This is a genomic window from Pseudomonas sp. Bout1 (assembly GCF_034314165.1).
Lineage (GTDB): Bacteria > Pseudomonadota > Gammaproteobacteria > Pseudomonadales > Pseudomonadaceae > Aquipseudomonas.
On the sequence record NZ_JAVIWK010000001.1, the window covers coordinates 6,571,350 to 6,595,615 of the forward strand.

General features: G+C 61.5%; 30 protein-coding genes. 18 read left to right on the forward strand and 12 right to left on the reverse strand.

Translation table 11 applies throughout. The features are described from left to right. Position 1 precedes the first annotated feature (1 nt). Positions 2-367, reverse strand: a complete 366-nt coding sequence (pilH, locus tag RGV33_RS30475) for a twitching motility response regulator PilH (protein WP_017476512.1) — start codon at positions 365-367, stop codon at positions 2-4. Positions 368-413: 46 nt separating this feature from the next. Beyond that, complete coding sequence (pilG, locus tag RGV33_RS30480; RefSeq protein WP_322148118.1) at positions 414-821, reverse strand: twitching motility response regulator PilG; 408 nt, start codon at positions 819-821, stop codon at positions 414-416. 239 nt (positions 822-1,060) lie between these two features. Between pilG and gshB the strand changes: the two genes are divergently transcribed. The 7 genes from gshB to RGV33_RS30515 all read left to right on the forward strand — a co-directional run bounded on the left by gshB (position 1,061) and on the right by RGV33_RS30515 (position 6,953). After that, positions 1,061-2,014 (forward strand): glutathione synthase, encoded by a 954-nt coding sequence (gshB, locus tag RGV33_RS30485; protein WP_010167673.1) that lies wholly within the window; start codon positions 1,061-1,063, stop codon positions 2,012-2,014. Between the two features lie 77 nt (positions 2,015-2,091). Beyond that, positions 2,092-2,991 (forward strand): energy transducer TonB, encoded by a 900-nt coding sequence (locus RGV33_RS30490; protein WP_322148119.1) that lies wholly within the window; start codon positions 2,092-2,094, stop codon positions 2,989-2,991. 67 nt (positions 2,992-3,058) lie between these two features. Further along, complete coding sequence (locus tag RGV33_RS30495; protein ID WP_322148120.1) at positions 3,059-3,628, forward strand: YqgE/AlgH family protein; 570 nt, start codon at positions 3,059-3,061, stop codon at positions 3,626-3,628. Further along, positions 3,628-4,065, forward strand: a complete 438-nt coding sequence (ruvX, locus tag RGV33_RS30500) for a Holliday junction resolvase RuvX (protein ID WP_003213744.1) — start codon at positions 3,628-3,630, stop codon at positions 4,063-4,065. Before RGV33_RS30495 ends, ruvX begins: the two co-directional genes overlap by 1 nt. Before the next feature lie 84 nt (positions 4,066-4,149). Next, on the forward strand, positions 4,150-4,656 hold the full coding sequence (pyrR, locus tag RGV33_RS30505; protein WP_322148122.1) for a bifunctional pyr operon transcriptional regulator/uracil phosphoribosyltransferase PyrR: 507 nt from the start codon (positions 4,150-4,152) through the stop codon (positions 4,654-4,656). A 24-nt stretch (positions 4,657-4,680) separates the two neighbouring features. Further along, the gene (locus tag RGV33_RS30510) at positions 4,681-5,685 is read left to right on the forward strand and encodes an aspartate carbamoyltransferase catalytic subunit (RefSeq protein WP_063026518.1); all 1,005 of its coding nucleotides are present in this window, start codon (positions 4,681-4,683) and stop codon (positions 5,683-5,685) included. Continuing rightward, on the forward strand, positions 5,682-6,953 hold the full coding sequence (locus RGV33_RS30515) for a dihydroorotase (RefSeq protein WP_322148123.1): 1,272 nt from the start codon (positions 5,682-5,684) through the stop codon (positions 6,951-6,953). The genes RGV33_RS30510 and RGV33_RS30515 overlap by 4 nt, the downstream gene beginning before the upstream one ends. 144 nt (positions 6,954-7,097) lie before the next feature. Here the strand turns inward: RGV33_RS30515 and RGV33_RS30520 are convergent, their stop codons facing one another. Next, entirely contained in the window at positions 7,098-7,526 is a 429-nt protein-coding gene (locus RGV33_RS30520; RefSeq protein WP_003213752.1) for an NINE protein, read from the reverse strand. A gap of 250 nt (positions 7,527-7,776) precedes the next feature. Between RGV33_RS30520 and RGV33_RS30525 the strand changes: the two genes are divergently transcribed. Beyond that, a complete protein-coding gene (locus tag RGV33_RS30525) occupies positions 7,777-8,412 on the forward strand; it encodes a C40 family peptidase (protein WP_322148125.1) in 636 nt (211 codons plus the stop codon). Between the two features lie 191 nt (positions 8,413-8,603). On the opposite strand, the gene RGV33_RS30530 is transcribed toward RGV33_RS30525, so the two are convergent. Next, on the reverse strand, positions 8,604-9,638 hold the full coding sequence (locus tag RGV33_RS30530) for a type IV pilus twitching motility protein PilT (protein WP_322148126.1): 1,035 nt from the start codon (positions 9,636-9,638) through the stop codon (positions 8,604-8,606). Positions 9,639-9,695: 57 nt separating this feature from the next. On the opposite strand from RGV33_RS30530, the gene RGV33_RS30535 reads away from it, so the two are divergent. The 9 genes from RGV33_RS30535 (at position 9,696) to RGV33_RS30575 (ending at position 16,333) form a co-directional block, all read left to right on the forward strand. Beyond that, entirely contained in the window at positions 9,696-10,382 is a 687-nt protein-coding gene (locus RGV33_RS30535; RefSeq protein ID WP_322148127.1) for a YggS family pyridoxal phosphate-dependent enzyme, read from the forward strand. 33 nt (positions 10,383-10,415) lie between these two features. Then, positions 10,416-11,234, forward strand: a complete 819-nt coding sequence (gene proC, locus RGV33_RS30540) for a pyrroline-5-carboxylate reductase (protein WP_322148129.1) — start codon at positions 10,416-10,418, stop codon at positions 11,232-11,234. A gap of 24 nt (positions 11,235-11,258) precedes the next feature. Continuing rightward, the gene (locus RGV33_RS30545; RefSeq protein ID WP_088425494.1) at positions 11,259-11,846 is read left to right on the forward strand and encodes a YggT family protein; all 588 of its coding nucleotides are present in this window, start codon (positions 11,259-11,261) and stop codon (positions 11,844-11,846) included. A 128-nt stretch (positions 11,847-11,974) separates the two neighbouring features. Beyond that, positions 11,975-13,114: a homoserine O-succinyltransferase MetX gene (gene metX / locus RGV33_RS30550; protein WP_322148130.1), complete on the forward strand. Its 1,140-nt coding sequence runs from the start codon at positions 11,975-11,977 to the stop codon at positions 13,112-13,114. Between the two features lie 7 nt (positions 13,115-13,121). Then, positions 13,122-13,742, forward strand: a complete 621-nt coding sequence (metW, locus tag RGV33_RS30555; protein WP_322148131.1) for a methionine biosynthesis protein MetW — start codon at positions 13,122-13,124, stop codon at positions 13,740-13,742. Positions 13,743-13,763: 21 nt separating this feature from the next. After that, on the forward strand, positions 13,764-14,198 hold the full coding sequence (locus tag RGV33_RS30560; RefSeq protein WP_322148132.1) for a DUF4426 domain-containing protein: 435 nt from the start codon (positions 13,764-13,766) through the stop codon (positions 14,196-14,198). Continuing rightward, positions 14,195-14,791: an RdgB/HAM1 family non-canonical purine NTP pyrophosphatase gene (rdgB, locus tag RGV33_RS30565; protein WP_322148133.1), complete on the forward strand. Its 597-nt coding sequence runs from the start codon at positions 14,195-14,197 to the stop codon at positions 14,789-14,791. Before RGV33_RS30560 ends, rdgB begins: the two co-directional genes overlap by 4 nt. Beyond that, positions 14,788-15,990: a radical SAM family heme chaperone HemW gene (hemW, locus tag RGV33_RS30570; RefSeq protein ID WP_322148134.1), complete on the forward strand. Its 1,203-nt coding sequence runs from the start codon at positions 14,788-14,790 to the stop codon at positions 15,988-15,990. Before rdgB ends, hemW begins: the two co-directional genes overlap by 4 nt. A 19-nt stretch (positions 15,991-16,009) precedes the next feature. Continuing rightward, positions 16,010-16,333, forward strand: coding sequence for a DUF3392 domain-containing protein (locus tag RGV33_RS30575; RefSeq protein WP_003213776.1), 324 nt, complete (start codon positions 16,010-16,012; stop codon positions 16,331-16,333). 371 nt (positions 16,334-16,704) lie between these two features. On the opposite strand, the gene trmB is transcribed toward RGV33_RS30575, so the two are convergent. The 4 genes from trmB to RGV33_RS30595 all read right to left on the reverse strand — a co-directional run bounded on the left by trmB (position 16,705) and on the right by RGV33_RS30595 (position 18,952). Beyond that, the gene (gene trmB / locus RGV33_RS30580) at positions 16,705-17,430 is read right to left on the reverse strand and encodes a tRNA (guanosine(46)-N7)-methyltransferase TrmB (RefSeq protein ID WP_322148135.1); all 726 of its coding nucleotides are present in this window, start codon (positions 17,428-17,430) and stop codon (positions 16,705-16,707) included. A gap of 9 nt (positions 17,431-17,439) precedes the next feature. After that, positions 17,440-18,234 (reverse strand): thiazole synthase, encoded by a 795-nt coding sequence (locus RGV33_RS30585; RefSeq protein ID WP_322148136.1) that lies wholly within the window; start codon positions 18,232-18,234, stop codon positions 17,440-17,442. 65 nt (positions 18,235-18,299) lie between these two features. Next, on the reverse strand, positions 18,300-18,500 hold the full coding sequence (thiS, locus tag RGV33_RS30590) for a sulfur carrier protein ThiS (protein WP_322148137.1): 201 nt from the start codon (positions 18,498-18,500) through the stop codon (positions 18,300-18,302). A 71-nt stretch (positions 18,501-18,571) separates the two neighbouring features. Continuing rightward, positions 18,572-18,952: a DUF423 domain-containing protein gene (locus RGV33_RS30595; protein ID WP_322148138.1), complete on the reverse strand. Its 381-nt coding sequence runs from the start codon at positions 18,950-18,952 to the stop codon at positions 18,572-18,574. Between the two features lie 74 nt (positions 18,953-19,026). On the opposite strand from RGV33_RS30595, the gene mtgA reads away from it, so the two are divergent. Then, a complete protein-coding gene (mtgA, locus tag RGV33_RS30600; RefSeq protein ID WP_322148139.1) occupies positions 19,027-19,749 on the forward strand; it encodes a monofunctional biosynthetic peptidoglycan transglycosylase in 723 nt (240 codons plus the stop codon). Positions 19,750-19,981: 232 nt separating this feature from the next. Here mtgA and rpoH read toward each other — a convergent pair whose 3' ends face one another. From rpoH to ftsY, 4 genes are all read right to left on the reverse strand, one after another. Further along, positions 19,982-20,836, reverse strand: a complete 855-nt coding sequence (rpoH, locus tag RGV33_RS30605) for an RNA polymerase sigma factor RpoH (RefSeq protein WP_017845020.1) — start codon at positions 20,834-20,836, stop codon at positions 19,982-19,984. A 129-nt stretch (positions 20,837-20,965) separates the two neighbouring features. Beyond that, positions 20,966-21,988, reverse strand: coding sequence for a permease-like cell division protein FtsX (gene ftsX / locus RGV33_RS30610; protein WP_322148140.1), 1,023 nt, complete (start codon positions 21,986-21,988; stop codon positions 20,966-20,968). Next, on the reverse strand, positions 21,985-22,656 hold the full coding sequence (gene ftsE, locus RGV33_RS30615; protein ID WP_003213784.1) for a cell division ATP-binding protein FtsE: 672 nt from the start codon (positions 22,654-22,656) through the stop codon (positions 21,985-21,987). Before ftsE ends, ftsX begins: the two co-directional genes overlap by 4 nt. Beyond that, complete coding sequence (gene ftsY, locus RGV33_RS30620) at positions 22,653-24,074, reverse strand: signal recognition particle-docking protein FtsY (protein WP_322148142.1); 1,422 nt, start codon at positions 24,072-24,074, stop codon at positions 22,653-22,655. Before ftsY ends, ftsE begins: the two co-directional genes overlap by 4 nt. Positions 24,075-24,266: the final 192 nt, after the last annotated feature.

The following is a 24,266-nucleotide window of genomic DNA, read 5'->3' on the forward strand; positions in this document are numbered from 1 at the left end:
GTCAGCCGGCCAGCACCTTGTTCAGGGTGGCGATCAGGGTTTCTTCGTCCACCGGCTTGGTGAGGTAGTCCTTGGCGCCCTGGCGCTCGCCCCAGATCTTGTCGGTTTCCTGATCCTTGGTGGTGATGATGATCACCGGGATGTGCCCGGTTTCAGGGTCTTTGGTCAGCTGCCGGGTAGCCTGGAAGCCATTGAGGCCCGGCATCACGATGTCCATCAGTACCGCGTCGGGTTTTTCCTGGCGGGCCAACGCGACGCCATCGCCGCCATTCTGGGCCTTGAGGACTTCGTGACCATGCTTTTCGAGCATCTCGGTCAGTTTGTACATTTCAGTCGGCGAATCGTCGACGATCAAAACACGTGCCATGGTTTTCCCCACTTTTCTAGTAGACGCAAGCCCTCGTGGGGCCCCGTCAGTGTGCTTGTTCTACTGCGGCGAAGCCCGGCACATAGGCCTTGATCGCACTCAGCAGTTCTTCCTTGCTGAAAGGCTTGGTCAAAAATTGATCAGAACCAACGATGCGCCCCTTGGCCTTGTCGAACAGCCCATCCTTGGAGGACAGCATGATCACCGGGATCGACTTGAACGCCGGGTTGTTCTTCACCAGCGCGCAGGTCTGATAACCATCCAGGCGCGGCATCATGATGTCGACAAAGATAATGTGCGGGTGATGGTCAACAATCCTGGCCAGGGCATCGAAACCGTCGATGGCCGTGATGACGTCGCACCCTACGTTCTTCAACAGTGTTTCGGCCGTGCGGCGAATCGTTTTCGAATCGTCGATCACCATCACTTTCAAGGCGTTGGAATGCTGTTCCATATCTGCTCTACCATCGCCACAGCGAATAGGTTTTCGGTGTGTACTGCCTGATGTTGCACCGCATGCGCGCCAGAAGCCTCGGGATTCAAGGGCTGATGCGCCATGGCAGCCTTTTTAGCACAGTCTCAGAACGCAATCTATCGGCCGACCCGCGCGGTGGTTTTTCCTTGACCCACAACAGCCGCAGCGCCACTCTGACGCCACTTTTATGCGCCCTTATTTGCTAGAGGAAATCCCCCATGAGCGTTCGCGTCGGCATTGTCATGGACCCTATCGCCAGCATTTCCTATAAAAAGGATAGCTCGCTGGCCATGCTGCTGGCCGCCCAGGCCCGCGGCTGGAGCCTGTTCTATATGGAGCAGCCGGACCTTTACCAGGGCGACGGTGAAGCGCGGGCGCGCATGCGCCCCCTGCAGGTGTTTGCCAACCCCGAGAAGTGGTTCGAACTGCAAGACGAAATCGACAGCCCCCTGAGCGACCTCGACGTGATCCTGATGCGCAAGGATCCGCCGTTCGACATGGAGTTCGTCTACTCCACCTACCTGCTGGAGCAGGCCGAACGCGCGGGCGTGTTGATCGTCAACAAGCCGCAGAGCCTGCGCGACTGCAATGAAAAGCTGTTTGCCACCTTGTTCCCGCAGTGCACGCCGCCAACCGTGGTCAGCCGCCGCGCCGATGTGCTGCGTGAATTTGCCGCCAAGCACGGCGATGTGATCCTCAAGCCGCTGGACGGCATGGGCGGCACCTCGATCTTCCGTCACCGCGCCGGCGACCCGAACCTGTCGGTGATCCTGGAAACCCTGACCGCGCTGGGCACCCAGCAGATCATGGGCCAGGCCTATATCCCGGCGATCAAGGACGGCGACAAGCGCATCCTGATGATCGACGGCGAGCCGGTGCCTTACTGCCTGGCGCGCATTCCGGCAGCCGGCGAGACCCGCGGAAACCTGGCGGCCGGTGGCCGGGGTGAAGCCCGCCCACTGACCGACAAGGATCGCTGGATTGCAGCCCAAGTCGGCCCAACCCTGCGCGAAAAAGGCCTGCTGTTCGTAGGACTGGACGTAATTGGCGAAAATCTCACCGAAATCAACGTCACCAGTCCGACGTGTATTCGCGAGATCGACAACGCATTTGGCACGAACATCGGCGAAATGCTGATGGCCGCGATTGCCTCCAAGCTACAAGCCAAGTGACATAGAACAGCCGGACACAAACCAACATTGCGTTATCATGCGCCACCTGTGAAACGCGCGATGTTGGTTTTCTTGTCATGACGCTCCCGCCCGATCTGCCCCCCGAACTCTCCCACAGCGGCGTGCGCCCGGCTGATCGGCTCGGATTTACCCTGTTCCTGGCGGCGTTGATTCACCTGGCGTTGATCCTCGGCCTGGGCTTCACCTTTGCCGAGCCCAAGCAAATCACCAAGACCCTGGAAATCACCCTCGCCACCTTCAAGAGCGAAAAGAAGCCCGAGAAGGCTGATTTTCTCGCCCAGGACAATCAGCAAGGCAGCGGTACCCTCGACAAGAAGGCCGTGCCCAAGACCACTGAAGTGGCGCCATTCCAGGACAACAAGGTCAACAAGGTCACGCCACCGCCGGCGCCCAAGCCCGAGGTGAAACAGGCTGCACCCAAGGCCGCCGTCACCACGATTGCACCCAAGCCGCAAAAAGCCCCGACCCAGCGCGAAAAGACCAAGACCGAACCCGCACCCACCCCGCCGGCCCCGACGTTTGACAGCTCGCAGCTCTCCAGTGAAATCTCCAGCCTGGAAGCCGAACTGGCCCACGAACAACAGCTGTACGCCAAGCGCCCACGCATCTACCGCCTCAACGCCGCCTCCACCATGCGCGACAAAGGCGCCTGGTATAAGGACGAATGGCGCAAGAAGGTCGAGCGCATCGGCAACCTGAACTACCCGGACGAAGCCCGCCGCCAGCAGATCTACGGTAATTTGCGACTGCTGGTGTCGATCAACCGCGATGGCACTTTGTACGAAGTGCAGGTGCTGGAGTCCTCCGGCCAACCGCTGCTGGACCAGGCGGCGCAGCGCATCGTGCGTCTGGCGGCGCCTTTCGCGCCGTTTACCGGCGACTTGAGCGACATCGACCGCCTGGAAATCATTCGCACCTGGCGCTTTGCCAAGGGTGATCGGCTGTCGAGCAATTGAGCACTTCGCCGATTTCCTGCGCATCCCCGGCTTGTCAGTTCGCCCCTCCAACGCCACACTAGCGGACATGAAAAATGTCAGCCCGACCTACCTCAAGCACCAATTCCTGATCGCCATGCCCCATATGGCCGACCCGAACTTTGCGCAGACCTTGACCTACATCGTCGAGCACACCGCCAATGGTGCGATGGGGTTGGTGGTCAACCGCCCGCAAGACCTGAGCCTGGCCGATATCCTCGAGCAATTGCGCCCGGACATCGACCCGCCAGCCAGCTGCCAGCACGTACCGATCTACATCGGCGGGCCGGTACAGACTGACCGGGGTTTTGTGCTGCACCCCACCGGGCCGAAATTCCAGGCGACCGTGGACCTTGAAGGCTTGTCCCTGTCCACGTCCCAGGACGTGCTGTTCGCCATCGCCGACGGTGTCGGGCCTGATCAAAGCGTGATCACCCTGGGCTACGCCGGTTGGGAAGCCGGGCAACTGGAGGCCGAGCTTGCGAGCAATGCCTGGCTGACCTGCCCGTTTGATGCCGACATCCTGTTCAACACCCCGAGCGAACTGCGCCTGGAAGCGGCCGCCGCCAAACTGCGGGTCAACCTCAGCCTGTTGACCAGCCAGGCGGGGCACGCCTGATGGCCTTGCGTCTGATCCTAGGCTTTGACTACGGCACCAAACAGATCGGCGTTGCTGTCGGCCAGGTCATCACCGGCCAGGCCCGCGAGCTGTGCACCTTGAAAGCCCAGAACGGCGTGCCGGACTGGAACCAGGTCGAAGCCCTGATCAAGGAGTGGAAGCCCGACGCGGTAGTGGTCGGCCTGCCCTTGAACATGGACGGTACCCCAAGCGAGATGTGCCTGCGGGCCGAAAAATTCGCCCGCCGCCTGAATGGCCGCTACAACCTGCCCTTCTATACCCACGACGAACGCCTGACCACGTTCGAGGCCAAGGGCGAGCGCCGTGACCGTGGCGGGCAGAAAGGCAGTTACCGCGACAACCCGGTGGATGCCATCGCTGCCGCCTTGCTGTTGCAGGGCTGGCTGGATGAAAACACCGCTTTATTTGAATCCTGACTGACGCGGCTTGCCGCGTCCTCTTACGTTTGAGCCCGGTCCTTGCAGACAACCCCCGCCGCGCAAGGCCTTGAAGGAGCCACCATGAGCCTGCCCAATCCCGCCGACCTGATCAGCCAGATGGCGATCCGCCTCAAGGCGCACCTGGAACACCGCGCCATCGGCGAACCGCGCTTTATCGGCATTCGCACCGGTGGTGTATGGGTAGCCCAGGCGCTGCTGGAAGAACTGGGCAGCGACTCGCCCCTGGGCACCCTGGACGTGTCCTTCTACCGCGACGACTTCAGCCAGAACGGCCTGCACCCCCAAGTGCGCCCCTCGGCCCTGCCCTTCGAGATCGAAGGCCAGCACCTGGTGCTGATCGATGACGTACTGATGAGCGGCCGCACCATCCGCGCCGCGCTGAACGAACTGTTCGACTACGGTCGCCCGGCCAGCGTGACCCTGGTCTGCCTGCTGGACCTGGACGCCGGCGAATTGCCGATCAGCCCGGACGTAGTCGGCGCCACACTGTCCCTTGAAGCCCACCAGCGGGTAAAATTGTCCGGTCCCACGCCGCTCGAACTCGAACTGCAAGACCTTGCCCTTTAAACCGCCTTGTAAAGAGTCCCCGCGATGACGCCTCTAGATGCCAAGCGCCCGCTGCAGCTCAATGCTCAGGGCCAGCTGCAACACTTCCTGTCCCTCGACGGCTTGCCCCGCGAACTGCTCACTGAAATCCTCGACACGGCCGACTCGTTCCTCGAAGTCGGCGGCCGGGCGGTGAAAAAAGTCCCGCTGTTGCGCGGCAAGACCATCTGCAACGTGTTCTTCGAGAACTCGACCCGCACCCGCACCACCTTTGAGCTGGCGGCCCAACGGCTGTCGGCTGACGTGATCACGCTGAACGTGTCCACCTCGTCGGCGAGCAAGGGCGAAACCCTGCTCGACACCCTGCGCAACCTGGAAGCCATGGCCGCCGACATGTTTGTGGTGCGCCACGGCGATTCCGGCGCCGCACACTTCATCGCCGAGCACGTGTGCCCGAACGTCGCAATCATCAACGGCGGCGACGGCCGCCACGCCCACCCGACGCAGGGCATGCTCGACATGCTGACCATCCGCCGGCACAAGGGCAGCTTTGAAAACCTCTCGGTGGCCATCGTCGGCGACATCCTGCACTCGCGGGTCGCGCGCTCGAACATGCTGGCCCTCAAAGCCCTGGGCTGCCCGGACATCCGCGTGATCGCGCCCAAGACCCTGCTGCCGATCGGCATCGAGCAATACGGCGTGAAGGTCTACACCGACATGACCGAAGGCCTGAAGGATGTGGACGTGGTGATCATGCTGCGCCTGCAACGCGAGCGCATGGCCGGTGGCCTGCTGCCGAGCGAAGGCGAGTTCTACCGCTTGTTCGGCTTGACGACTGCGCGCCTCGCCGGTGCCAAGCCGGATGCCATCGTGATGCACCCGGGGCCGATCAACCGTGGTGTGGAGATTGAGTCGGCGGTGGCCGACGGCCCGCAGTCGGTGATTCTCAACCAGGTTACGTACGGCATCGCCGTGCGCATGGCGGTGTTGTCCATGGCCATGAGCGGGCAAACCGCACAACGTCAATTCGAGCAGGAGAACGCCCAGTGAAGTTCAGCATTCTCGGCGCCCGAGTCATCGATCCGGCCAGCGGCCTGGACCAAGTCACCGATCTGCACCTGGAAGCCGGCAAGATCATTGCCATGGGTGCCGCCCCAAGCGGTTTCAGCGCCAGCGAAACCATCGACGCCAAAGGCCTGATCGCCGCGCCCGGGCTGGTGGACCTGAACGTCGCCCTGCGCGAGCCGGGTTACAGCCGCAAAGGCAGCATCGCCAGCGAAACCCGCGCCGCTGCTGCGGGTGGTGTCACCAGCCTGTGCTGCCCACCCCACACCAAGCCGGTGCTGGACACCTCGGCCGTGACCGAGCTGATCCTCGACCGCGCCCGCGAAGCCGGTAACTGCAAAGTGTTTCCCGTCGGCGCCCTGAGCAAAGGCCTGGAAGGCGAACAGTTGGCGGAGCTGATCGCCCTGCGCGACGCGGGTTGCGTGGCCTTTGGCAACGGTCTGGAGAGCTTTCGCAGCACCCGCACCCTGTGCCGCGCGCTGGAATATGCCGCCACCTTCGACCTGACTGTGATTTTCCACTCCCAGGACCGTGACCTGGCCGAAGGCGGCCTGGCCCACGAAGGCGCCACCGCGAGCTTCCTTGGCCTGCCGGGCATCCCGGAAACCGCCGAGACCGTGGCCCTGGCCCGTGACCTGCTGTTGGTGGAGCAAAGCGGCGTACGCGCGCACTTCAGCCAGCTGACCAGCGCGCGCGGCGTGGCCCTGATCGCACAGGCGCAGGCGCGCGGGTTGCCGGTGACGGCGGATGTGGCGCTGTACCAACTGATTTTGACGGACGAGGCGCTGATCGACTTCTCCAGCCTGTATCACGTGCAGCCGCCGCTGCGTACGCGTGCTGACCGTGACGGTTTGCGGGCGGCGGTGAAGTCCGGGGTGGTTTCGGCGATTTCCAGCCATCACCAGCCCCACGAGCGGGATGCCAAGCTGGCGCCGTTCGGTGCGACGGAACCGGGTATCAGCAGCGTCGAGTTGTTGCTGCCGCTGGCAATGACGTTGGTGAAAGATGGTTTGCTGGACCTGCCGACGCTGCTGGCGCGCCTCAGTTCGGGCCCTGCCGAGGCGCTACGTCTGCCGGCGGGCAAGCTGGCGGTGGGTTCGGCAGCAGACCTGGTGCTGTTTGATCCGGCCAGCTCCACGATTGCCGGGGAACACTGGCTGTCCAAGGGCGAGAACTGCCCGTTCATCGGCCATAGCCTGCCGGCGACTGTGCGGTACACGCTGGTGGATGGGCGGATCAGCTACCAGGCTTAAATCCGATCCAATGTGGGCACAGTCAGTGTGGGAGCTGGCTTGCCTGCGATGCGGGCACCTCGGTGCATCTGATGCACCGAGGCGATGCTATCGCGGGCAAGCCCGGCTCCCACATTTGACCGCGCCTACATTGGGTTAGAGTGCTTAACGACCGCCGTTACGCTCGGCATTGCGGATCGAAATCTGCGTATTCAGCGTCCAGAAGTCATACAGCACGCCGATCAGGAACAACCCGCCGGTCAGCAGGTAAATGATCCCGCTGATCCATTTGCCCTGATACATGCGGTGCAACCCGAACACGCCCAGGAACGCCAACAAAATCCAGGCCACGTTGTATTCGATCGGCCCGGCGGTAAATCGCAGGTCCGCTTCCCGGTCCATCGCCGGAATCAGGAACAAGTCGATCAGCCAGCCAATCCCGAATAAACCGAAGGTGAAAAACCAGATCGTCCCGGTCACCGGCTTGCCGTAATAAAAGCGGTGAGCACCGGTAAAACCGAAAATCCAGAGCAGGTAACCGATCACCTTGCTGTGGGTGTCTTGTTGCGAAACATCCTGTCGATAGGTGTTCATGCAGTACCTCTTTTGCCTCGATAGATAAATATTTCTGGTTTCTTTGTGACTTTTTTACGGGCGCCCGACATGCGGCAAATGGTATCTTCGCTTCCCTCAAAGCCTTATACCGCCTGACTTGTGTAGGACAATCGCGGCAATTCGTCACGGTTTTCCTGAATTTGACCCCAGGGTTCAGTCGACAAACGGCCTGAGAAAGACACAAAAAGCTGTTATAAAGTTGCGCGCAAACCAAAAAGAGCCTTGCCTGATGCGACCATTTTTCAAGACATGGCTAACCATTTGCCTATTAATGCCACTGGCCGCCCACGCCACCAATCGTGAGCAACGACTTCCCAGCGTTAACGGTTTCACCCCTAAAGTCCACACCACCACCAGCTCCGTTAAATCGGTAAAGCTGACCGTGCAGCGCCCGACTCAACTGAGCAAGGCCCACGGCAAAACAGCTCCAGGGCTGATGGCGGTCAACACCAAGCAAAGCAGCAATGTCCTCAGCCGCGCCGTCAACGTGCTCGGTACTCCTTATCGTTGGGGCGGCAGCAGCCCAAGTAAAGGGTTCGACTGCAGTGGCTTGGTGAAATATGCGTTTAATGATGTAAAAGCCGTGGATTTGCCGCGCACCTCCAACGCCATGGCCGCAGGCCACGGGCAAAAGGTTGAGCGCAAGGATTTGAAACCGGGCGACCTGCTGTTCTTCAAACTTAAGAGCCGCCAGGTGAACCACGTTGCCATCTACCTGGGCAACGACCGTTTCATCCATGCACCGCGTCGTGGCAAGTCCGTGAGCATCGATACGCTGAAGAAGCCGTTCTGGGACAAGAACTACGTGATTGCCAAGCGTGTCCTGCCTAAAGAACAGAACAACCTGCGGATTGTGCAGCGCTGATCTAAGGCTGATGTGGGAGCTGGCTTGCTGTGGTGAGCGGGCTTGCTGTGGTGAGTGGGCTTGTGTGGGAGCTGGCTTGCCTGCGATAGCATCACCCCGGTGTGACTGATACACCGGGGTGCCTGCATCGCGGGCAAGCCCAGCTCCCACATAAGCCAGTCCTGCATTCGTTTTTCATCGCCCACGCGACCTCAAATATCCCCAGGCACCCTCGCCTTCTCCCGGGCATGCTCCCGGCTGATCAGCCCTTGGCTGACCAGCGCCTTCAAGCTCATGTCCAGCGTCGTCATCCCCAATGCTCCGCCGGTCTGGATCGCCGAGTACATCTGCGCCACCTTGTCCTCGCGGATCAGGTTACGAATCGCCGGCGTGCCAAGCATGATTTCGTGAGCCGCCACTCGCCCGCCTCCGCTCTTCTTCACCAGCACCTGGGACACCACCGCCTGCAATGACTCCGAGAGCATCGAGCGGACCATGGCCTTTTCCCCGGCCGGAAACACATCCACAATCCGGTCCACAGCTTTAGCCGCCGAGGTGGTGTGCAGCGTACCGAACACCAGGTGCCCGGTTTCTGCCGCCGTCAGCGCGAGCCGGATGGTTTCCAGATCCCGCAATTCACCCACCAGTATCACGTCCGGGTCTTCGCGCAATGCCGAACGCAGGGCCGTCGAAAAACTATGGGTGTCGCGATGCACCTGACGCTGGTTGATCAGGGCATTTTTAGGCTGATGGATAAACTCGATCGGGTCTTCAAGGGTGAGGATGTGCTGGCGTCGATGGGTGTTGAGGTAGTCGATCATCGCCGCCAGGGTCGTGGACTTGCCCGAACCAGTCGGCCCGGTGACCAACACCAGCCCGCGGGGCAAATCCGCGATGCGCCGGAACACCTCGCCCAACCCCAGGTTTTCCAGGCTCTGTACCGTTGCAGGGATGGTGCGAAAGACCGCGCCCATGCCCCGGTGCTGCTGGAACACGTTCACCCGAAACCGCGCCACCTCGGGCAACTCGAAGGCAAAATCCGTTTCAAGAGATGTTTCGAAATCCTTTTGCTGGTAATTGTTCAGCAAAGGGCTGAGTAACTCCGCGACCTGGGTCGGGGCCAGCACCGGCCAATCGAGCGGCCAGACGTCGCCATCCACTCGCAACATCGGCACCCACCCGGCCGACAGGTGCAGGTCCGAGGCGCCCAGGCGCACGCCGGCAGCCAGCAGTTCAGTGATATCCATAGGGCTTTCCATTTCCAGTAGAATGCCGCGGACTCCATATCCACGGGTGCAACTTGAATGTCGACCATAGCAGACAACATCAGCCTGGTTTCCGAGCGGATCCGTGCGGCGGCCGAGGCCTCGCAGCGCGACGCAGCCGGCGTGCACCTGCTGGCCGTGAGCAAGACCAAGCCCGCACACGCCGTGCGCGAAGCCTATGCCGCCGGGATGCATGACTTTGGCGAGAACTATCTGCAGGAAGCGTTGGGTAAACAGGCTGAATTAGCCGACCTGCCCTTGAGTTGGCACTTCATCGGCCCCATTCAATCGAACAAGACTCGGGCGATCGCCGAGAACTTCGCCTGGGTGCATTCCGTGGACCGCCTGAAAATCGCACAACGCCTGTCCGAGCAACGCCCGGCTGACCTGCCGCCGCTGAATATCTGCATCCAGGTCAACGTCAGTGGCGAGGCCAGCAAGTCCGGCTGCACACCCGCCGGCCTGCCTGCCCTGGCCGAAGCTATCAGCGCCCTGCCGCGCCTGAAGTTGCGCGGTTTGATGGCGATCCCTGAGCCAACTGACGACCGTGCAGAGCAGGACGCAGCCTTCGCCACCGTGCGCGACCTGCAAGCAAGCCTGAGCCTTGCGCTCGACACACTTTCCATGGGAATGAGCCATGACCTTGAGTCGGCCATCGCCCAAGGGGCCACCTGGGTGCGGATCGGTACCGCCCTGTTTGGTGCCCGCGACTACGGCCAACCTTGAAATGGCTGACTTCCATCTGAGTAAGGACCTGTCATGAGCAACACGCGTATTGCCTTTATCGGCGCCGGCAACATGGCGGCCAGCCTGATCGGCGGCCTGCGGGCCAAGGGCCTGGAAGCACAACGGATTCGCGCCAGCGACCCGGGCGCCGACACCCGCGCACGCGTCAGCGCCGAGCACGGTATCGAAACCTTCGCCGACAACGCACACGCGATTGAAGGCGTTGACGTGGTGGTGCTGGCGGTCAAGCCCCAGGCCATGAAAGCCGTGTGCGAAAGCCTGCGCCCAAGCCTCAAGCCCCACCAACTGGTGGTGTCCATCGCCGCCGGCATTACCTGCGCCAGCATGAACACCTGGCTCGGCGCGCAGCCCATCGTGCGCTGCATGCCCAACACCCCGGCGCTGCTGCGCAAGGGCGTGAGCGGCTTGTACGCCACCGGCGAAGTGACTGCCGCCCAGCGCGACCAGGCACAAGAGTTGTTGTCCGCGGTGGGCATTGCCCTGTGGCTGGAACAAGAGCAGCAACTGGACGCCGTCACCGCCGTGTCCGGCAGCGGCCCGGCCTACTTCTTCCTGTTGATCGAATCCATGACCGCCGCCGGCGTGAAACTGGGCTTGCCACACGAAGTCGCTGAACAACTGGCCGAGCAAACCGCGCTGGGCGCCGCGCAGATGGCCGTGGCCAGTGATGTCGACGCTGCCGAATTGCGCCGTCGCGTGACCTCGCCGGGCGGCACCACCCAAGCCGCCATCGAATCATTCCAGGCCGGGGGCTTTGAAGCCCTGGTGGAAAAAGCACTGGGTGCCGCAGCACATCGTTCGGCCGAAATGGCCGAGCAGCTGGGCAAATAGTCGTCCCCCATATAGGAATCAAACATGCTCGGAATCAATGACGCTGCCATTTTTATCATCCAGACCCTGGGCAGCCTGTACCTGCTGATCGTGCTGATGCGTTTTATCCTGCAACTGGTGCGGGCGAACTTCTACAACCCGCTGTGCCAATTCGTGGTGAAGGCCACGCAACCGCTGCTCAAGCCACTGCGCCGGGTGATCCCGAGCATGTTCGGCCTGGACATGTCGTCGCTGGTGTTGGCGCTGCTGCTGCAGATCCTGCTGTTCGCGGTCATCCTGCTGCTGAACGGCTACCAGGCCACCACGTTGCTGTTGCTGCCGTGGGCATTGATCGGAATTTTCTCGCTGTTCTTGAAGATCATTTTCTGGTCGATGATCATCAGTGTGATCCTGTCCTGGGTCGCTCCGGGCAGCCGCAGCCCTGGCGCAGAACTGGTGGCGCAGATCACTGAGCCGGTGCTGGCGCCGTTCCGTCGCCTGATCCCGAACCTGGGTGGCCTGGATATCTCGCCAATCTTCGCGTTTATCGCCATTCAGTTGCTGCAAAGCTGGGTGATTCCGCGCTTGGCGTTCTATGCATTCATGCCCAAAGAACTGTTCGGCCTGATCTGATAGTTGGAGGGCAAGGGAGCTTGCTCCCTTGCCCCAAAAACCTCTAAAAACACCAGCCGCCGGCCTTTGCTTGCCGCTGGGTGCAGCGGTCTTTAGACTTACGCCTCATTTAAACGAGAGCAGGGTCGATGCCAGCTGCCTTCCCCCCCGATTCTGTTGGACTGGTCGTACCCCAAGTGGCGCACTTTTGCGAACCGCTGGCCCTGGCCTGCGGCCGTTCGCTGCCCGCCTACGACCTGATCTATGAAACCTACGGCCAACTGAACGCCTCCGGCAGCAATGCCGTGCTGATCTGCCACGCCCTGTCCGGTCATCACCACGCGGCGGGTTTCCACAGCATGGACGAGCGCAAGCCCGGCTGGTGGGACAGCTGCATCGGCCCCGGCAAGCCCATCGACACCAACAAATTCTTCGTGGTCAGCCTGAACAACCTCGGCGGCTGCAACGGCTCCACCGGCCCCAGCAGCCTCAACCCGGAAACCGGCAAGCCGTTTGGCGCCGACTTCCCGGTGCTGACCGTGGAAGACTGGGTACACAGCCAGGCGCGCCTGGCCGATGTACTGGGCATCGCCCAATGGGCCGCGGTGATCGGCGGCAGCCTGGGCGGCATGCAGGCCCTGCAATGGACCATCACCTACCCGGACCGCGTGCGCCATTGCCTGGCTATCGCCTCGGCGCCCAAGTTGTCAGCGCAGAACATCGCCTTCAACGAAGTGGCGCGCCAGGCGATCCTCACCGACCCGGAGTTCCACGGCGGTTCGTTCCAGGAAGCGGGCGTGATCCCCAAGCGCGGGCTGATGCTGGCGCGCATGGTCGGGCACATCACCTACCTGTCGGATGACTCCATGGGCGAGAAATTCGGCCGTGGCCTCAAGAGCGAGAAGCTCAACTACGACTTCCACAGCGTCGAGTTCCAGGTCGAGAGCTACCTGCGTTACCAGGGCGAGGAGTTTTCCGGGCGTTTCGACGCCAACACCTACCTGCTGATGACCAAGGCCCTGGACTACTTCGACCCGGCGGCGAACTTCGACGACGACCTGGCGCGCACCTTCGAGGCGGCCACGGCCAAGTTCTGCGTGATGTCGTTCACCACCGACTGGCGCTTCTCCCCGGCCCGCTCGCGGGAACTGGTGGACGCACTGATGGCCGCCAAGAAAGACGTCTGCTACCTGGAGATCGACGCACCGCAGGGCCACGACGCCTTCCTGATCCCGATCCCGCGTTACTTGCAAGCCTTTAGCAACTACATGAACCGCATAACTCTGTGAGAACGCCATGAGAGCCGACCTGGAAATCATCCAAGACTGGATCCCCGCCGGCAGCCGCGTGCTCGACCTCGGTTGCGGTGATGGCGAACTGCTGAGTTGGCTGCGCGACAACAAGCAAGTCACCGGCTATGGCCTGGAAAACGACCCGGACAACATCGCTCAGTGCGTGGCCAAGGGCATCAACGTGATCGAGCAGGACCTGGACAAGGGCCTGGGCAACTTTGCCAGCAACAGCTTCGACATCGTGGTCATGACCCAGGCGCTGCAAGCCGTGCACTACCCCGACCGGATCCTCGACGAAATGTTGCGCGTGGGCCGCCAATGCATCATCACCTTCCCCAATTTCGGTCACTGGCGCTGCCGCTGGTACCTGGCCACCAAGGGCCGCATGCCAGTGTCGGACTTCCTGCCGTACACCTGGTACAACACGCCCAACATCCACTTCTGCACCTTCGAGGACTTCGAAGCGCTGTGTGGCGAGCGTGACGCCAAAGTCATCAACCGCCTTGCCGTCGATCAACAGCATCGTCACGGCTGGGCGAGTAAGCTATGGCCCAACCTGCTGGGTGAGATCGGGATCTACCGCGTCAGCAGCCCGGGCCTTGCGGACCACCAGGTTGCCGTCTAACCATTTTCAAGGAGGACGATCATGAGTCGTTTGGCTGTTTTGCTACTCACCGCGTGCCTGAGCGTCAGCGCCATGGCAGCGGATGCTATCGATGGTAATCGCCAGAAAGAATTCGGCGATATCACGGTGCACTACAACACCCTGACCACCAGCTTCCTGACGCCGGAAATGGCCCAGGAAGCCGGGATCGTACGCAGCAAAGACCAGGGCATGATCAACGTGTTCGTAAATAAGGGCGTCGAACCGATAGACGCGACCGTTACCGGCACGATCAAAGACCTGGGCGGCAAAAGCGAGATGCTGACGTTCAAGAAAATCACCCAGAAAGGTTCCACGCTTTACGTCGCCCAGTACGCCGTGCCGCAGCAGGAAACCAAGGTTTTCACCATCAACGTTGAAACCGGCGGCAAAGCCCACGGTTTCAGCTTCAACCAGGAACTGTTTCCGGCCGAATGATGAACCTCACACAACTCGTGCTGGCCAGCCATAACGCCGGCAAGCTCAAAGAACTCCAGGCCATGCTGGGAGACTCGGTGCAGCTGCGCTCGATCGGCGAGTTCAGCCAGGTAGAGCCGGAAGAGACCGGCCTGTCGTTTGTCGAGAACGCCATCCTCAAGGCTCGCAACGCCGCGCGCATTTCCGGCCTGCCAGCGCTGGCTGACGATTCCGGGCTGGCCGTGGACTTCCTGGGCGGCGCGCCTGGCATCTACTCGGCGCGTTATGCCGACGGCAAAGGTGATGCAGCCAACAACGCCAAGCTGCTGGACGCCCTCAAGGACGTGCCGGACGCGATGCGCGGCGCGCAGTTCGTATGCGTGCTGGCGCTGGTGCGGCATGCCGATGATCCATTGCCTATCCTCTGCGAAGGCCTGTGGCACGGCCGCATCCTGCCTGCGGCGAGCGGCGAACACGGTTTTGGTTATGACCCGCTGTTCTGGGTGCCGGAGCGTAATGTCTCCAGCGCCGAACTAAGCCCGGCCGACAAAAACCAGATCAGCCACCGCGCCCGCGCAATGGATTTGCTGCGCCAGCGTCTGGGTTTGAAATGACCCAGAACACCTGCGCGCAGCCACTGATTTTCGGTGGCGCGCAAACACCTCGGGCGGCGCTGCCTCAACTGCCGCCCCTGGCGCTGTACATCCACATCCCGTGGTGCGTGCGCAAATGCCCTTATTGCGACTTCAACTCCCACACCGCCAGTAAAGTGCTGCCGGAAGAAGAGTATGTCGACGCGTTGCTGGCCGACCTCGACCAGGACCTGCATGCGGTGTATGGCCGTGAGCTGAGTTCGATCTTTTTCGGTGGCGGCACGCCGAGCCTGTTCAGCGCCGCTGCGCTGGGCCGATTGCTCAAGGGTGTGGAAGCGCGCATCCCGTTCGCCAGCGACATCGAAATTACCCTGGAAGCCAATCCCGGGACGTTCGAGCAAGAGAAGTTCGTGGCGTATCGCAAACTGGGGATCAACCGGCTGTCGATTGGCATCCAGAGCTTCCAGCAGGAAAAACTCGAAGCCCTGGGCCGCATCCACAACGGTGACGAAGCCGTACGTGCCGCCGGCATGGCGCGCCTGGCCGGGTTCGACAACTTCAACCTGGACCTGATGCACGGTTTGCCCGATCAGTCCCTGGACGATGCCCTGAGCGACCTGCGCCAAGCCATTGCCCTCAAGCCCACGCACCTGTCCTGGTACCAACTGACCCTGGAACCCAACACTGTGTTCTGGAACCAGCCACCGGTGCTGCCGGAAGACGACACCCTGTGGGACATCCAGGAAGCTGGCCAGGCGCTGCTGGCCGAACACGGTTACGCCCAGTACGAAGTCTCGGCCTACGCCCAACCGGGTCGGCCGGCGCGGCATAACCTGAACTACTGGAGCTTTGGCGACTTCATCGGCATCGGCGCCGGGGCCCACGGCAAGTTCAGCCACCCGGACGGGCGCATCGTGCGCACCTGGAAAACCCGAGCGCCAAAGGACTACCTCAACCCGGCGAAAAACTACCTGGCCGGGTCCAAAGAACTGACCAACGAAGAACTGCCGTTCGAGTTCCTGATGAACGCCCTGCGCCTCACCGACGGTGTGGAAGCCAGGCTGTACGCCGAGCGCACTGGCCTTGAGCTGGCGAGCCTCGATGAAGCCCGCACGGAGGCAGAACAAAGTGGCTTAATGCAGGTCGAACCGTCACGCCTGGCGGCCACCGACCGCGGGCAACTCTTTCTCAATGACCTGCTGCAGAAGTTTTTGAGCTGACTGCTCTTAAGGAAATCGAATGGATTTGGTACTCGATCTACTCGCCACCGTGTCCCGCTGGAGCCGTAGCAACCTGTCGGAAATCTCCCTGGCGCTGGTAGGCTGCTTGCTGGTGCTGTTTGGCGCCGACATCAAGGGCTGGGTCGAAGCACGGCTGGGCAGCATCGCGGGTGCGCTGCGCGTGCCGCTGATGGCACTGGTGTGCATGATCGGCAGCGGTGCTGCGCTGATCTACGCCACGCCGTGGATTGTTCGAGGGTTGAGCCAGTTCAACAACTACAGCCTGGCACCGGTGCTGTTGGTGGTGCTGGTGTTGATCGGGGTGGTGGCGGATCGCCGCTGACGCCACACAAGACAAAACACAATGTGGGGGCTGGCTTTTTTGGGGGCGGCTGGCTTTTTGTGGGGAGCTGGCTTTTGTGGTGAGTGGGCTTTTGTGGTGAGCGGGCTTTTGTGGTGAGCGGGCTTGCCCCGCGCTGGGCTGCGCAGCAGCCCTAATAGAACCACCACTTTATTCCAGAAAGAATGCGGTGCTTGGTGTTGGGGCTGCTTCGCAGCCCAGCGCGGGGCAAGCCCGCTCACCACAAAAGCCCGCTAACCACAAAAGCCCTCTCACCACAAAGGCCAGCTCACCACAAAAGCCCGCTCACCACAAAGGCCAGCTCACCACACAAGCAGCTCCCACATTTTGACTGTGTTCCAAGCCTGGGCTTGTCAGTCGACCTTCTCGAACTTCAAATCCCAAACCCCATGCCCCAACCGCTCGCCGCGACGTTCGAACTTGGTGATCGGCCGCTCGGCCGGGCGCGGGACACATTTGCCGTCTTCGGCCAGGTTGCGGTAGCCAGGGGCTACGTCCATCACTTCCAGCATGTATTCGGCATACGGTTCCCAGTCGGTGGCCATGTGCAGGATGCCGCCCACTTTCAGCTTGCTGCGCACCAGTTCCGCGAAGGACGCCTGGACGATGCGGCGCTTGTGGTGGCGACTCTTGTGCCATGGGTCGGGGAAGAACAGCATCAGGCGGTCGAGGCTGTTGTCGGCGATGCAGCGGTTGAGCACTTCGATCGCGTCGCAGTCATAGACCCGCAGGTTGGTCAGGCCCTGGGTCAGCACGCCGTTAAGCAGCGCCCCAACACCCGGACGGTGCACCTCAACCCCGATAAAATCCTGTTCCGGCGAAGCCGCCGCCATTTCCAGCAGGGAATGGCCCATGCCGAAGCCGATTTCCAGCGAGCGTGGCGCCGAACGACCGAACACCTGGTCGTAATCCACCGGAGCGTCCACCAGCGGCAGCACGAACAGCGGCGTGCCCTGCTCCAGGCCTTTTTGCTGGCCTTCGGTCATGCGACCGGCGCGCATCACAAAACTCTTGATGCGGCGGTGCTTGGACTCGTCGCCTTCTTCCACGGTGTTCGGCGTTTCGTTTGATTCAGTCATCAATGGCTCTTACTTGATCAGACCATCCAGCGGCGAGGAGGCGCTGGCGTAAAGTTTTTTCGGCATGCGCCCGGCGAGGTACGCCAGGCGGCCCGCGACGATCGCGTGGTTCATGGCTTCAGCCATCATGATCGGCTGCTGCGCATGGGCGATGGCCGAGTTCATCAGCACCGCATCACACCCCAGTTCCATGGCGATGGTGGCGTCGGAGGCAGTGCCCACGCCCGCATCCACCAGCACGGGGATCTTGGCTTCTTCGAGGATGATCTGCAGGTTGTACGGGTTGCAGATGCCCAGGCCGGAACCGATCAGGCCGGCCAGCGGCATCACCGCGATGCAGCCGATTTCAGCCAGTTGGCGGGCGATGATCGGGTCGTCGCTGGTGTAGACCATCACGTCGAAGCCTTCCTTGACCAGGGTTTCGGCGGCCTTGAGGGTTTCGATCACGTTGGGGAACAGGGTTTTCTGGTCGGCCAGTACTTCCAGCTTCACCAGGTTGTGGCCGTCGAGCAGCTCACGGGCCAGGCGGCAGGTGCGCACGGCTTCGATGGCGTCGTAGCAACCGGCAGTGTTCGGCAAGAAGGTGTAGCGATCCGGCGACAGCACTTGGAGCAGGTTCGGCTCCCCCTCGATCTGGCCCAGGTTGGTGCGGCGCACGGCGAACGTGACAATCTCGGCACCCGAGGCTTCGATGGCCAGGCGGGTTTCTTCCATGTCGCGGTACTTGCCGGTGCCGACCAGCAGGCGCGACTGGAAGGTACGACCGGCCAGGACGAAAGGCTTGTCGCTACGAACGATGCTCATGGGAAATCCTCGAGTTGGGGTGAGGTTCTGCAGAATTCGGGGTGGCGCCCTTGGGCGCCGGGCGGCTAACCGCCGCCGATGGCGTGGACCACTTCAACCTGGTCACCTTCGGCGAGTGCGGTCTCGGCGTGCTGGCTACGCGGGACGATATCCTGGTTGAGCTCCACTGCGACGCGACGCCCGGTCAAGTCCAGACGGGTCAGCAGGGCCCCGACGGTTTCACCGTCGGGCAGTTCAAAGGGTTCGCCGTTCAACTGAATGCGCATGCCACGGGCCGCCATCGTTTTTAGGGGCCAGCATTCTAGCGTGATTGGGGCCTAAAGGTCAGCTCCAAGCGTCAAGCGGTCAGTTGCAAGCGCCAAGCAGCGAGCCCCAGGAAGAACCAGCCCAGCAGGAACGCGAGGCCGCCGAACGGAGTGATGATGCCGAGCTTGCTGATGCCGGTCATGGTCAATACATACAGGCTGCCGGAGAACAGCAGGATGCCGATGGCAAAGGACACGCCCGCCCACGTCACCAGGCGACCTGGGATGTGCGCCGCCAGCAGTGCCACGCCGAACAGCGCCAGGGTGTGCACCAGTTGGTAAGTCACGCCGGTGTGGAAAATCGCCAGGTACTCGGCGCTCAGGCGGTTTTTCAGGCCGTGGGCGGCAAACGCGCCAAGGGCAACACCGGTAAAACCGAAAAAGGCAGCCAGCATCAGAAAGCCACGCAACATGAGGAACTCCAGTCAGACTCAGTGGGCAGGGTCTGTATAATGGCCCGCTCAACGGGTTCGGCCAAGCCATCTCTATGCTGCGTCTTCTCTTCAAGCGTTTTCTCAAAGCCCTCAAGTGGTTTGCCATCGGCAGTGTGTTGCTGGTGCTGCTGTTTCGTGTCGTGCCGCCTCCGGGCACCGCGCTGATGGTCGAGCGCAAGGTCGAATCCTGGGTCGACGGCGAGCCGATTGACGTGCAGCGCACCTGGGTGCCGTGGGATCAGATTTCCGATGACCTGAAAGTGGCGGTGATGGCTGGCGAAGACCAGCGCTTCCCGCAGCATTGGGGCTTTGATTTCGGCGCGATCCAGGCGGCGTTGCTGCATAACGAACGCGGCGGCTCGATTCGTGGCGCCAGCACCTTGAGCCAGCAGGTGTCGAAGAACCTGTTTTTATGGACCGGCCGCAGCTATTTCCGCAAGGGCCTGGAAGCCTGGTTTACCGGGCTGATCGAGATTTTCTGGCCCAAGCAGCGAATTCTTGAGGTGTACCTCAACAGTGTGGAGTGGGATGAAGGCGTGTTCGGCGCGGAAGCGGCGGCGCGGCATCACTTTGGCGTGAGTGCCAAGGCATTGACCCGCCAGCAGGCCAGCTACCTGGCGGCGGTATTGCCTAATCCCCGGGTGTGGAGTGCCAGTCATCCAACCTCGTATGTGGCGCGGCGGGCTGCGTGGATCCGGCAGCAGATGAGTCAGTTGGGGGGCGACAGCTATTTGAATGAGCTGAACAACTCGCGCAAAGCGCCTTGGGCTGACTAACCCACCACTACGGCCGCCGCTACTCCCCGTAGCAGCTGTCGAGCTTTAGCGAGGCTGCGTCAGGCGCAACGTGGTGTTGAAGACTTCGGCGCGGCCTACGCAGCCTCGCTAAGGCTCGACAGCTGCTACGGGGGGTGACGGGGGGACGGGGTAGCGCTAATGGCCGGACCTTGCGCAAATAAAAATGCCCCGATCTCTCGATCGGGGCATTTTTTTGTCACTTCGCAGCTGTTCAGGCGGCGATCGACAGTTTCAGCTTGTTCATCGCACTCTTCTCGAGCTGACGAATACGCTCGGCCGACACGTTGTACTTCTGCGCTAGGTCGTGCAGCGTGGCTTTTTCTTCTGCCAACCAGCGTTGGTAGAGGATGTCACGGCTGCGGTCGTCCAGCACTTCCAGCGCTTCGTGCAGGTTGTGGTTGGAGTTGTCGCTCCAGTCGGCGTCTTCCAGTTGACGCGCCGGGTCATACCGGTGGTCTTCCAGGTAGTTGGCCGGCGATTGGAAAGCACTGTCGTCGTCCGCTTCAGCAGCCGGGTCGAAGGCCATGTCATGGCCGGTCAGGCGACTTTCCATCTCGCGCACTTCACGTGGCTCAACGCCAAGGCTTTCGGCCACGCGATGCACTTCTTCGTTGTTCAGCCACGCCAGGCGTTTCTTCTGGCTGCGCAGGTTGAAGAACAGCTTGCGCTGGGCCTTGGTGGTCGCGACTTTCACGATGCGCCAGTTGCGCAGGATGAATTCGTGAATTTCCGCCTTGATCCAGTGCACGGCAAACGACACCAGGCGCACACCCATTTCCGGGTTGAAGCGTTTTACCGCTTTCATCAGGCCGACGTTGCCTTCCTGAATCAGGTCAGCCTGGGCCAGGCCGTAGCCGGAATAGCTACGGGCGATATGTACGACAAAACGCAGGTGGGCGAGCACCATCTGCCGAGCCGCCCCCAAATCCTGCTCATAGTAGAGACTCTCGGCCAGTTCACGCTCCTGCTCGGGCGTCAGCAATGGAATGCTGTTGACCGTGTGCACATAGGCTTCCAGGTTGGCACCCGGGACCAAGGCATAGACAGGTTGCAAAGAAGTGGTCATACGAAAAAACCTCCGACTCACATAACTCGTGCAGTTCAGCACTGCGAAAATTGACCGGGAACCGTAGGACAAGTTCCCTAAACCACTGATACGGTCAATACAAACGAAACCACATTACCCAGACATTAACTACTTCGGTGCCAGCTCACGTAAATGCCGTGCGACCGCAATCCAAGCACCGATATACCCCAAGAGTACTGCCCCAAGCAACAATGACAGACCATCGGCTGCCGGCACCCCGGCCAAGGCAAAATCACTGCCGTACAAGCCGGCGAGCCCTACCACCGCGTCGTTCAGCCAATTCAGGCCAAAAGCCAGCACGCCCCAGGACAGAATCCCCGCACCGAAGCCATAAAGCGCGCCCATGTACAGAAATGGACGACGCACATAGCTGTCGGTGCCGCCAACGAGTTTAATCACTTCTATCTCGGTGCGGCGGTTTTCAATATGAAGACGAATGGTATTGCCTATCACCAAAAGTAATGCAGAGACCAGCAACACCGTCAGGCCGAACACAAACCGGTCGCCCAGTTTGAGAATCGCCGCCAGCCGCTCTACCCAGACTAGATCAAGTTGCGCCTGTTGGACCTTCGGCAGCTCTGCGAGTTTTTGTCGCAGGGCCTCCAGGGTCGTCTTGTCGACTTCATTAGGCGTGACCAGCACCACGCCCGGCAGCGGGTTTTGCGGCAGCTCCTTGAGCGCCTCGCCCAGGCCGGACTGCTGCTGGAACTCTTCCAGGGCCTGATCGCGGCTGATGTACTGAGCCTCGGCCACACCCGGAATGCTTTTGATCTCGTCGCGCAGGGACTCGCCGTCCTGGGTACTGGCATCCAGGTTCAGGTACAGGGAAATCTGCGCCGCCCGCTGCCAGGAGCCGCCAAGGCGCTCGACATTATTAAGCAGCAGCGACAAACCCATCGGCAGGCTCAAGGCCACGGCCATCACCAGGCAGGTGAAGAAGCTCCCGATCGGCTGCTTGCCCAGGCGGCGCAGGCTGTCTACCAGGCTTGCGCGATGGTTTTCGATCCAGGCGTGCACCTGGGTGCCGAAATCCGGGCCGTCGTCTTCGTCGCGTTTTTTCTTCTGCGGTTGTGGATCAGCCGGTTTTGGCGCGACGCGCTCGGAAACCTTGGGGCTGCGTGTGGCACTCATACCCCAGCCTCCCCGTCACCGATCAGGCGGCCGCGTTGCAGGGTGAGCATGCGGTGGCGCATGCGGGCGATCAGCGCCAGGTCGTGGCTGGCGATCAGTACGCTGGTGCCCAGGCGGTTGATGTCTTCGAACACGCCCATGATTTCTGCCGCCAGGCGCGGGTCGAGGTTACCTGTGGGTTCGTCTGCCAGCAGCAAGGCCGGGCGATGCACGATGGCGCGGGCGATGCCGACGCGCTGTTGCTGGCCGGTGGACAGGTCGCCCGGGTAGAGGTCGGTCTTGTCCGAGAGCGCGACGCGCTCCAGGGCCGAGTCCACACGCTTGACGATTTCGGCCTTGGACAGCCCGAGAATCTGCAATGGCAAGGCAATGTTATTGAACACCGTGCGATCGAACAGCAGTTGGTGGTTCTGGAACACTACGCCGATCTGGCGGCGCAAAAACGGGATCTGCGCATTGCTGATAGTGGCCAGGTCTTGGCCGGCCAGCAGCAATTTGCCGGTGGTTGGGCGTTCCATGGCCAGCAGCAGGCGCAACAAGGTACTTTTACCGGCGCCCGAATGGCCGGTCACAAACAAGAATTCGCCGCGACGCACCCGGAAACTCAGCTCATGCAAGCCGACATGCCCGTTGGCGTAGCGTTTACCGACCTGTTCGAAACGAATCATGAACGCTCCCGCTCGGCAAACAGTGCCTGTACAAAGGGTTCGGCTTCAAAAGTGCGCAGGTCGTCGATGCCTTCACCGACGCCGATGTAACGAATCGGCAACCCGAACTGCTTGGCCAGGGCGAAGATCACACCGCCCTTGGCCGTGCCGTCGAGCTTAGTCAATGCCAGGCCGGTCAGTTGGACCGTCTGGTGGAATCTTTTGGCCTGGCTGATGGCGTTCTGGCCAGTACCGGCGTCCAGCACCAGCAACACCTCGTGGGGCGCGTCGGCGTCGAGCTTGCCGATCACCCGGCGGACTTTCTTCAGCTCTTCCATCAGGTTGTCTTTGGTGTGCAGGCGACCGGCGGTATCGGCGATCAGCACATCAATGTTGCGCGCCTTGGCGGCCTGCACCGCATCGAAGATCACCGAAGCCGAATCGGCGCCAGTGTGCTGGGCGATGACCGGGATCTTGTTGCGCTCGCCCCAGACCTGCAATTGCTCAACGGCCGCAGCACGGAAGGTGTCACCGGCAGCGAGCATGACTTTCTTGCCTTCCAGTTGCAGCTTCTTGGCCAGCTTGCCGATGGTGGTGGTCTTGCCGGCGCCGTTGACGCCAACCACCAGGATCACAAACGGCTTGTTCTGCGTATTGATCACCAGCGGCGCTTCAACCGGCTTGAGCATGTTGGCCAGTTCGGCCTGCAGCGACTTGTAGAGTGCATCGGCGTCGGTCAGCTGCTTGCGCGCAACCTTCTGGGTCAGGCTCTGGATGATCACGGCGGTGGCTTCGACGCCCACGTCAGCGGTCAGCAGGCGGGTTTCGATGTCTTCGAGCAACTCGTCATCGATGGTCTTTTTGCCGAGGAACAGGCTGGCCATGCCTTCGCCAATGCTGGCGCTGGTCTTGCTCAGGCCTTGCTTGAGGCGGGCGAAGAAGCCGGTCTTGCCGGTTTCGGCGGGCGCGGCCGGTGCTTCGATGATCGCTGGTGCGGCGACTACCGCCGGAACTGGCTCGGCGACAACCGGCGCAGGCACTTCAACCACTGGCGGCGCGTCAACCACAACGGCCACCGGTTCCATGACGGCCGGAATCGGCGGCGTCACGTGCTCGGCTTGCTCGTCTTCAACCAGCGCCACGGGCTCTTCCGCCACCGGCAACACCAGCCAGGGTTTGTGCTCAGGCTCGGGAGCAGGTTCTGGTTCTGGTTCTGGCTCAACCACCGGCTGCAGCACCGGCTCGGCCATCGGCAACACCACCGGCGCGGGCGGTTCGGCAACCGGTTCGGCTTCTACTATGGATTCGGGGATCGGTTCAGCTTGAACCTGTGGCTGTTCGACGACGGTTTCCTGCGGCTTTTTGCGCAGCCATCCGAACAGGCCTTTTTTCTCGCCAGCCGCAGCTGGGGTCTTCTTGTCGTCGTTGGAACCAAACATGGAGACGGCTATCTCAAGGTAGCGACGCGCCAAGGGGCGTATCGGTAAATAAAATTCGATGCGTAACAGACTGTTTTTTAGCCAGCTCGTTCATGCGCAACATTTTGTAAGGCCTAAATAGAGCCTTAACAAGACAGCCACAGTGGCCGTCCCTAGGTCGGACCAGTATCCTAGCACCTCCTCGCCCGCCGA

Excerpts from the sequence above, each read along its gene's own strand:
- ftsX (WP_322148140.1), bottom strand. The coding sequence starts at position 21,988 with ATGAGTGCCACACGCAGCCCCAAGGTTTCCGAGCGCGTCGCGCCAAAA.
- ftsE (WP_003213784.1), bottom strand. The coding sequence starts at position 22,656 with ATGATTCGTTTCGAACAGGTCGGTAAACGCTACGCCAACGGGCATGTC.
- mtgA (WP_322148139.1), top strand. The coding sequence starts at position 19,027 with ATGCTGCGTCTTCTCTTCAAGCGTTTTCTCAAAGCCCTCAAGTGGTTT.
- rpoH (WP_017845020.1), bottom strand. The coding sequence starts at position 20,836 with ATGACCACTTCTTTGCAACCTGTCTATGCCTTGGTCCCGGGTGCCAAC.
- rdgB (WP_322148133.1), top strand. The coding sequence starts at position 14,195 with ATGATGAACCTCACACAACTCGTGCTGGCCAGCCATAACGCCGGCAAG.
- RGV33_RS30495 (WP_322148120.1), top strand. The coding sequence starts at position 3,059 with ATGAAAAATGTCAGCCCGACCTACCTCAAGCACCAATTCCTGATCGCC.
- RGV33_RS30510 (WP_063026518.1), top strand. The coding sequence starts at position 4,681 with ATGACGCCTCTAGATGCCAAGCGCCCGCTGCAGCTCAATGCTCAGGGC.
- ruvX (WP_003213744.1), top strand. The coding sequence starts at position 3,628 with ATGGCCTTGCGTCTGATCCTAGGCTTTGACTACGGCACCAAACAGATC.
- RGV33_RS30535 (WP_322148127.1), top strand. The coding sequence starts at position 9,696 with ATGTCGACCATAGCAGACAACATCAGCCTGGTTTCCGAGCGGATCCGT.
- ftsY (WP_322148142.1), bottom strand. The coding sequence starts at position 24,074 with ATGTTTGGTTCCAACGACGACAAGAAGACCCCAGCTGCGGCTGGCGAG.
- pilH (WP_017476512.1), bottom strand. The coding sequence starts at position 367 with ATGGCACGTGTTTTGATCGTCGACGATTCGCCGACTGAAATGTACAAA.
- RGV33_RS30595 (WP_322148138.1), bottom strand. The coding sequence starts at position 18,952 with ATGTTGCGTGGCTTTCTGATGCTGGCTGCCTTTTTCGGTTTTACCGGT.
- thiS (WP_322148137.1), bottom strand. The coding sequence starts at position 18,500 with ATGCGCATTCAGTTGAACGGCGAACCCTTTGAACTGCCCGACGGTGAA.
- pyrR (WP_322148122.1), top strand. The coding sequence starts at position 4,150 with ATGAGCCTGCCCAATCCCGCCGACCTGATCAGCCAGATGGCGATCCGC.
- proC (WP_322148129.1), top strand. The coding sequence starts at position 10,416 with ATGAGCAACACGCGTATTGCCTTTATCGGCGCCGGCAACATGGCGGCC.
- metW (WP_322148131.1), top strand. The coding sequence starts at position 13,122 with ATGAGAGCCGACCTGGAAATCATCCAAGACTGGATCCCCGCCGGCAGC.
- RGV33_RS30545 (WP_088425494.1), top strand. The coding sequence starts at position 11,259 with ATGCTCGGAATCAATGACGCTGCCATTTTTATCATCCAGACCCTGGGC.
- metX (WP_322148130.1), top strand. The coding sequence starts at position 11,975 with ATGCCAGCTGCCTTCCCCCCCGATTCTGTTGGACTGGTCGTACCCCAA.
- RGV33_RS30560 (WP_322148132.1), top strand. The coding sequence starts at position 13,764 with ATGAGTCGTTTGGCTGTTTTGCTACTCACCGCGTGCCTGAGCGTCAGC.
- RGV33_RS30490 (WP_322148119.1), top strand. The coding sequence starts at position 2,092 with ATGACGCTCCCGCCCGATCTGCCCCCCGAACTCTCCCACAGCGGCGTG.
- gshB (WP_010167673.1), top strand. The coding sequence starts at position 1,061 with ATGAGCGTTCGCGTCGGCATTGTCATGGACCCTATCGCCAGCATTTCC.
- trmB (WP_322148135.1), bottom strand. The coding sequence starts at position 17,430 with ATGACTGAATCAAACGAAACGCCGAACACCGTGGAAGAAGGCGACGAG.
- RGV33_RS30520 (WP_003213752.1), bottom strand. The coding sequence starts at position 7,526 with ATGAACACCTATCGACAGGATGTTTCGCAACAAGACACCCACAGCAAG.
- RGV33_RS30525 (WP_322148125.1), top strand. The coding sequence starts at position 7,777 with ATGCGACCATTTTTCAAGACATGGCTAACCATTTGCCTATTAATGCCA.
- hemW (WP_322148134.1), top strand. The coding sequence starts at position 14,788 with ATGACCCAGAACACCTGCGCGCAGCCACTGATTTTCGGTGGCGCGCAA.
- RGV33_RS30585 (WP_322148136.1), bottom strand. The coding sequence starts at position 18,234 with ATGAGCATCGTTCGTAGCGACAAGCCTTTCGTCCTGGCCGGTCGTACC.
- RGV33_RS30530 (WP_322148126.1), bottom strand. The coding sequence starts at position 9,638 with ATGGATATCACTGAACTGCTGGCTGCCGGCGTGCGCCTGGGCGCCTCG.
- pilG (WP_322148118.1), bottom strand. The coding sequence starts at position 821 with ATGGAACAGCATTCCAACGCCTTGAAAGTGATGGTGATCGACGATTCG.
- RGV33_RS30575 (WP_003213776.1), top strand. The coding sequence starts at position 16,010 with ATGGATTTGGTACTCGATCTACTCGCCACCGTGTCCCGCTGGAGCCGT.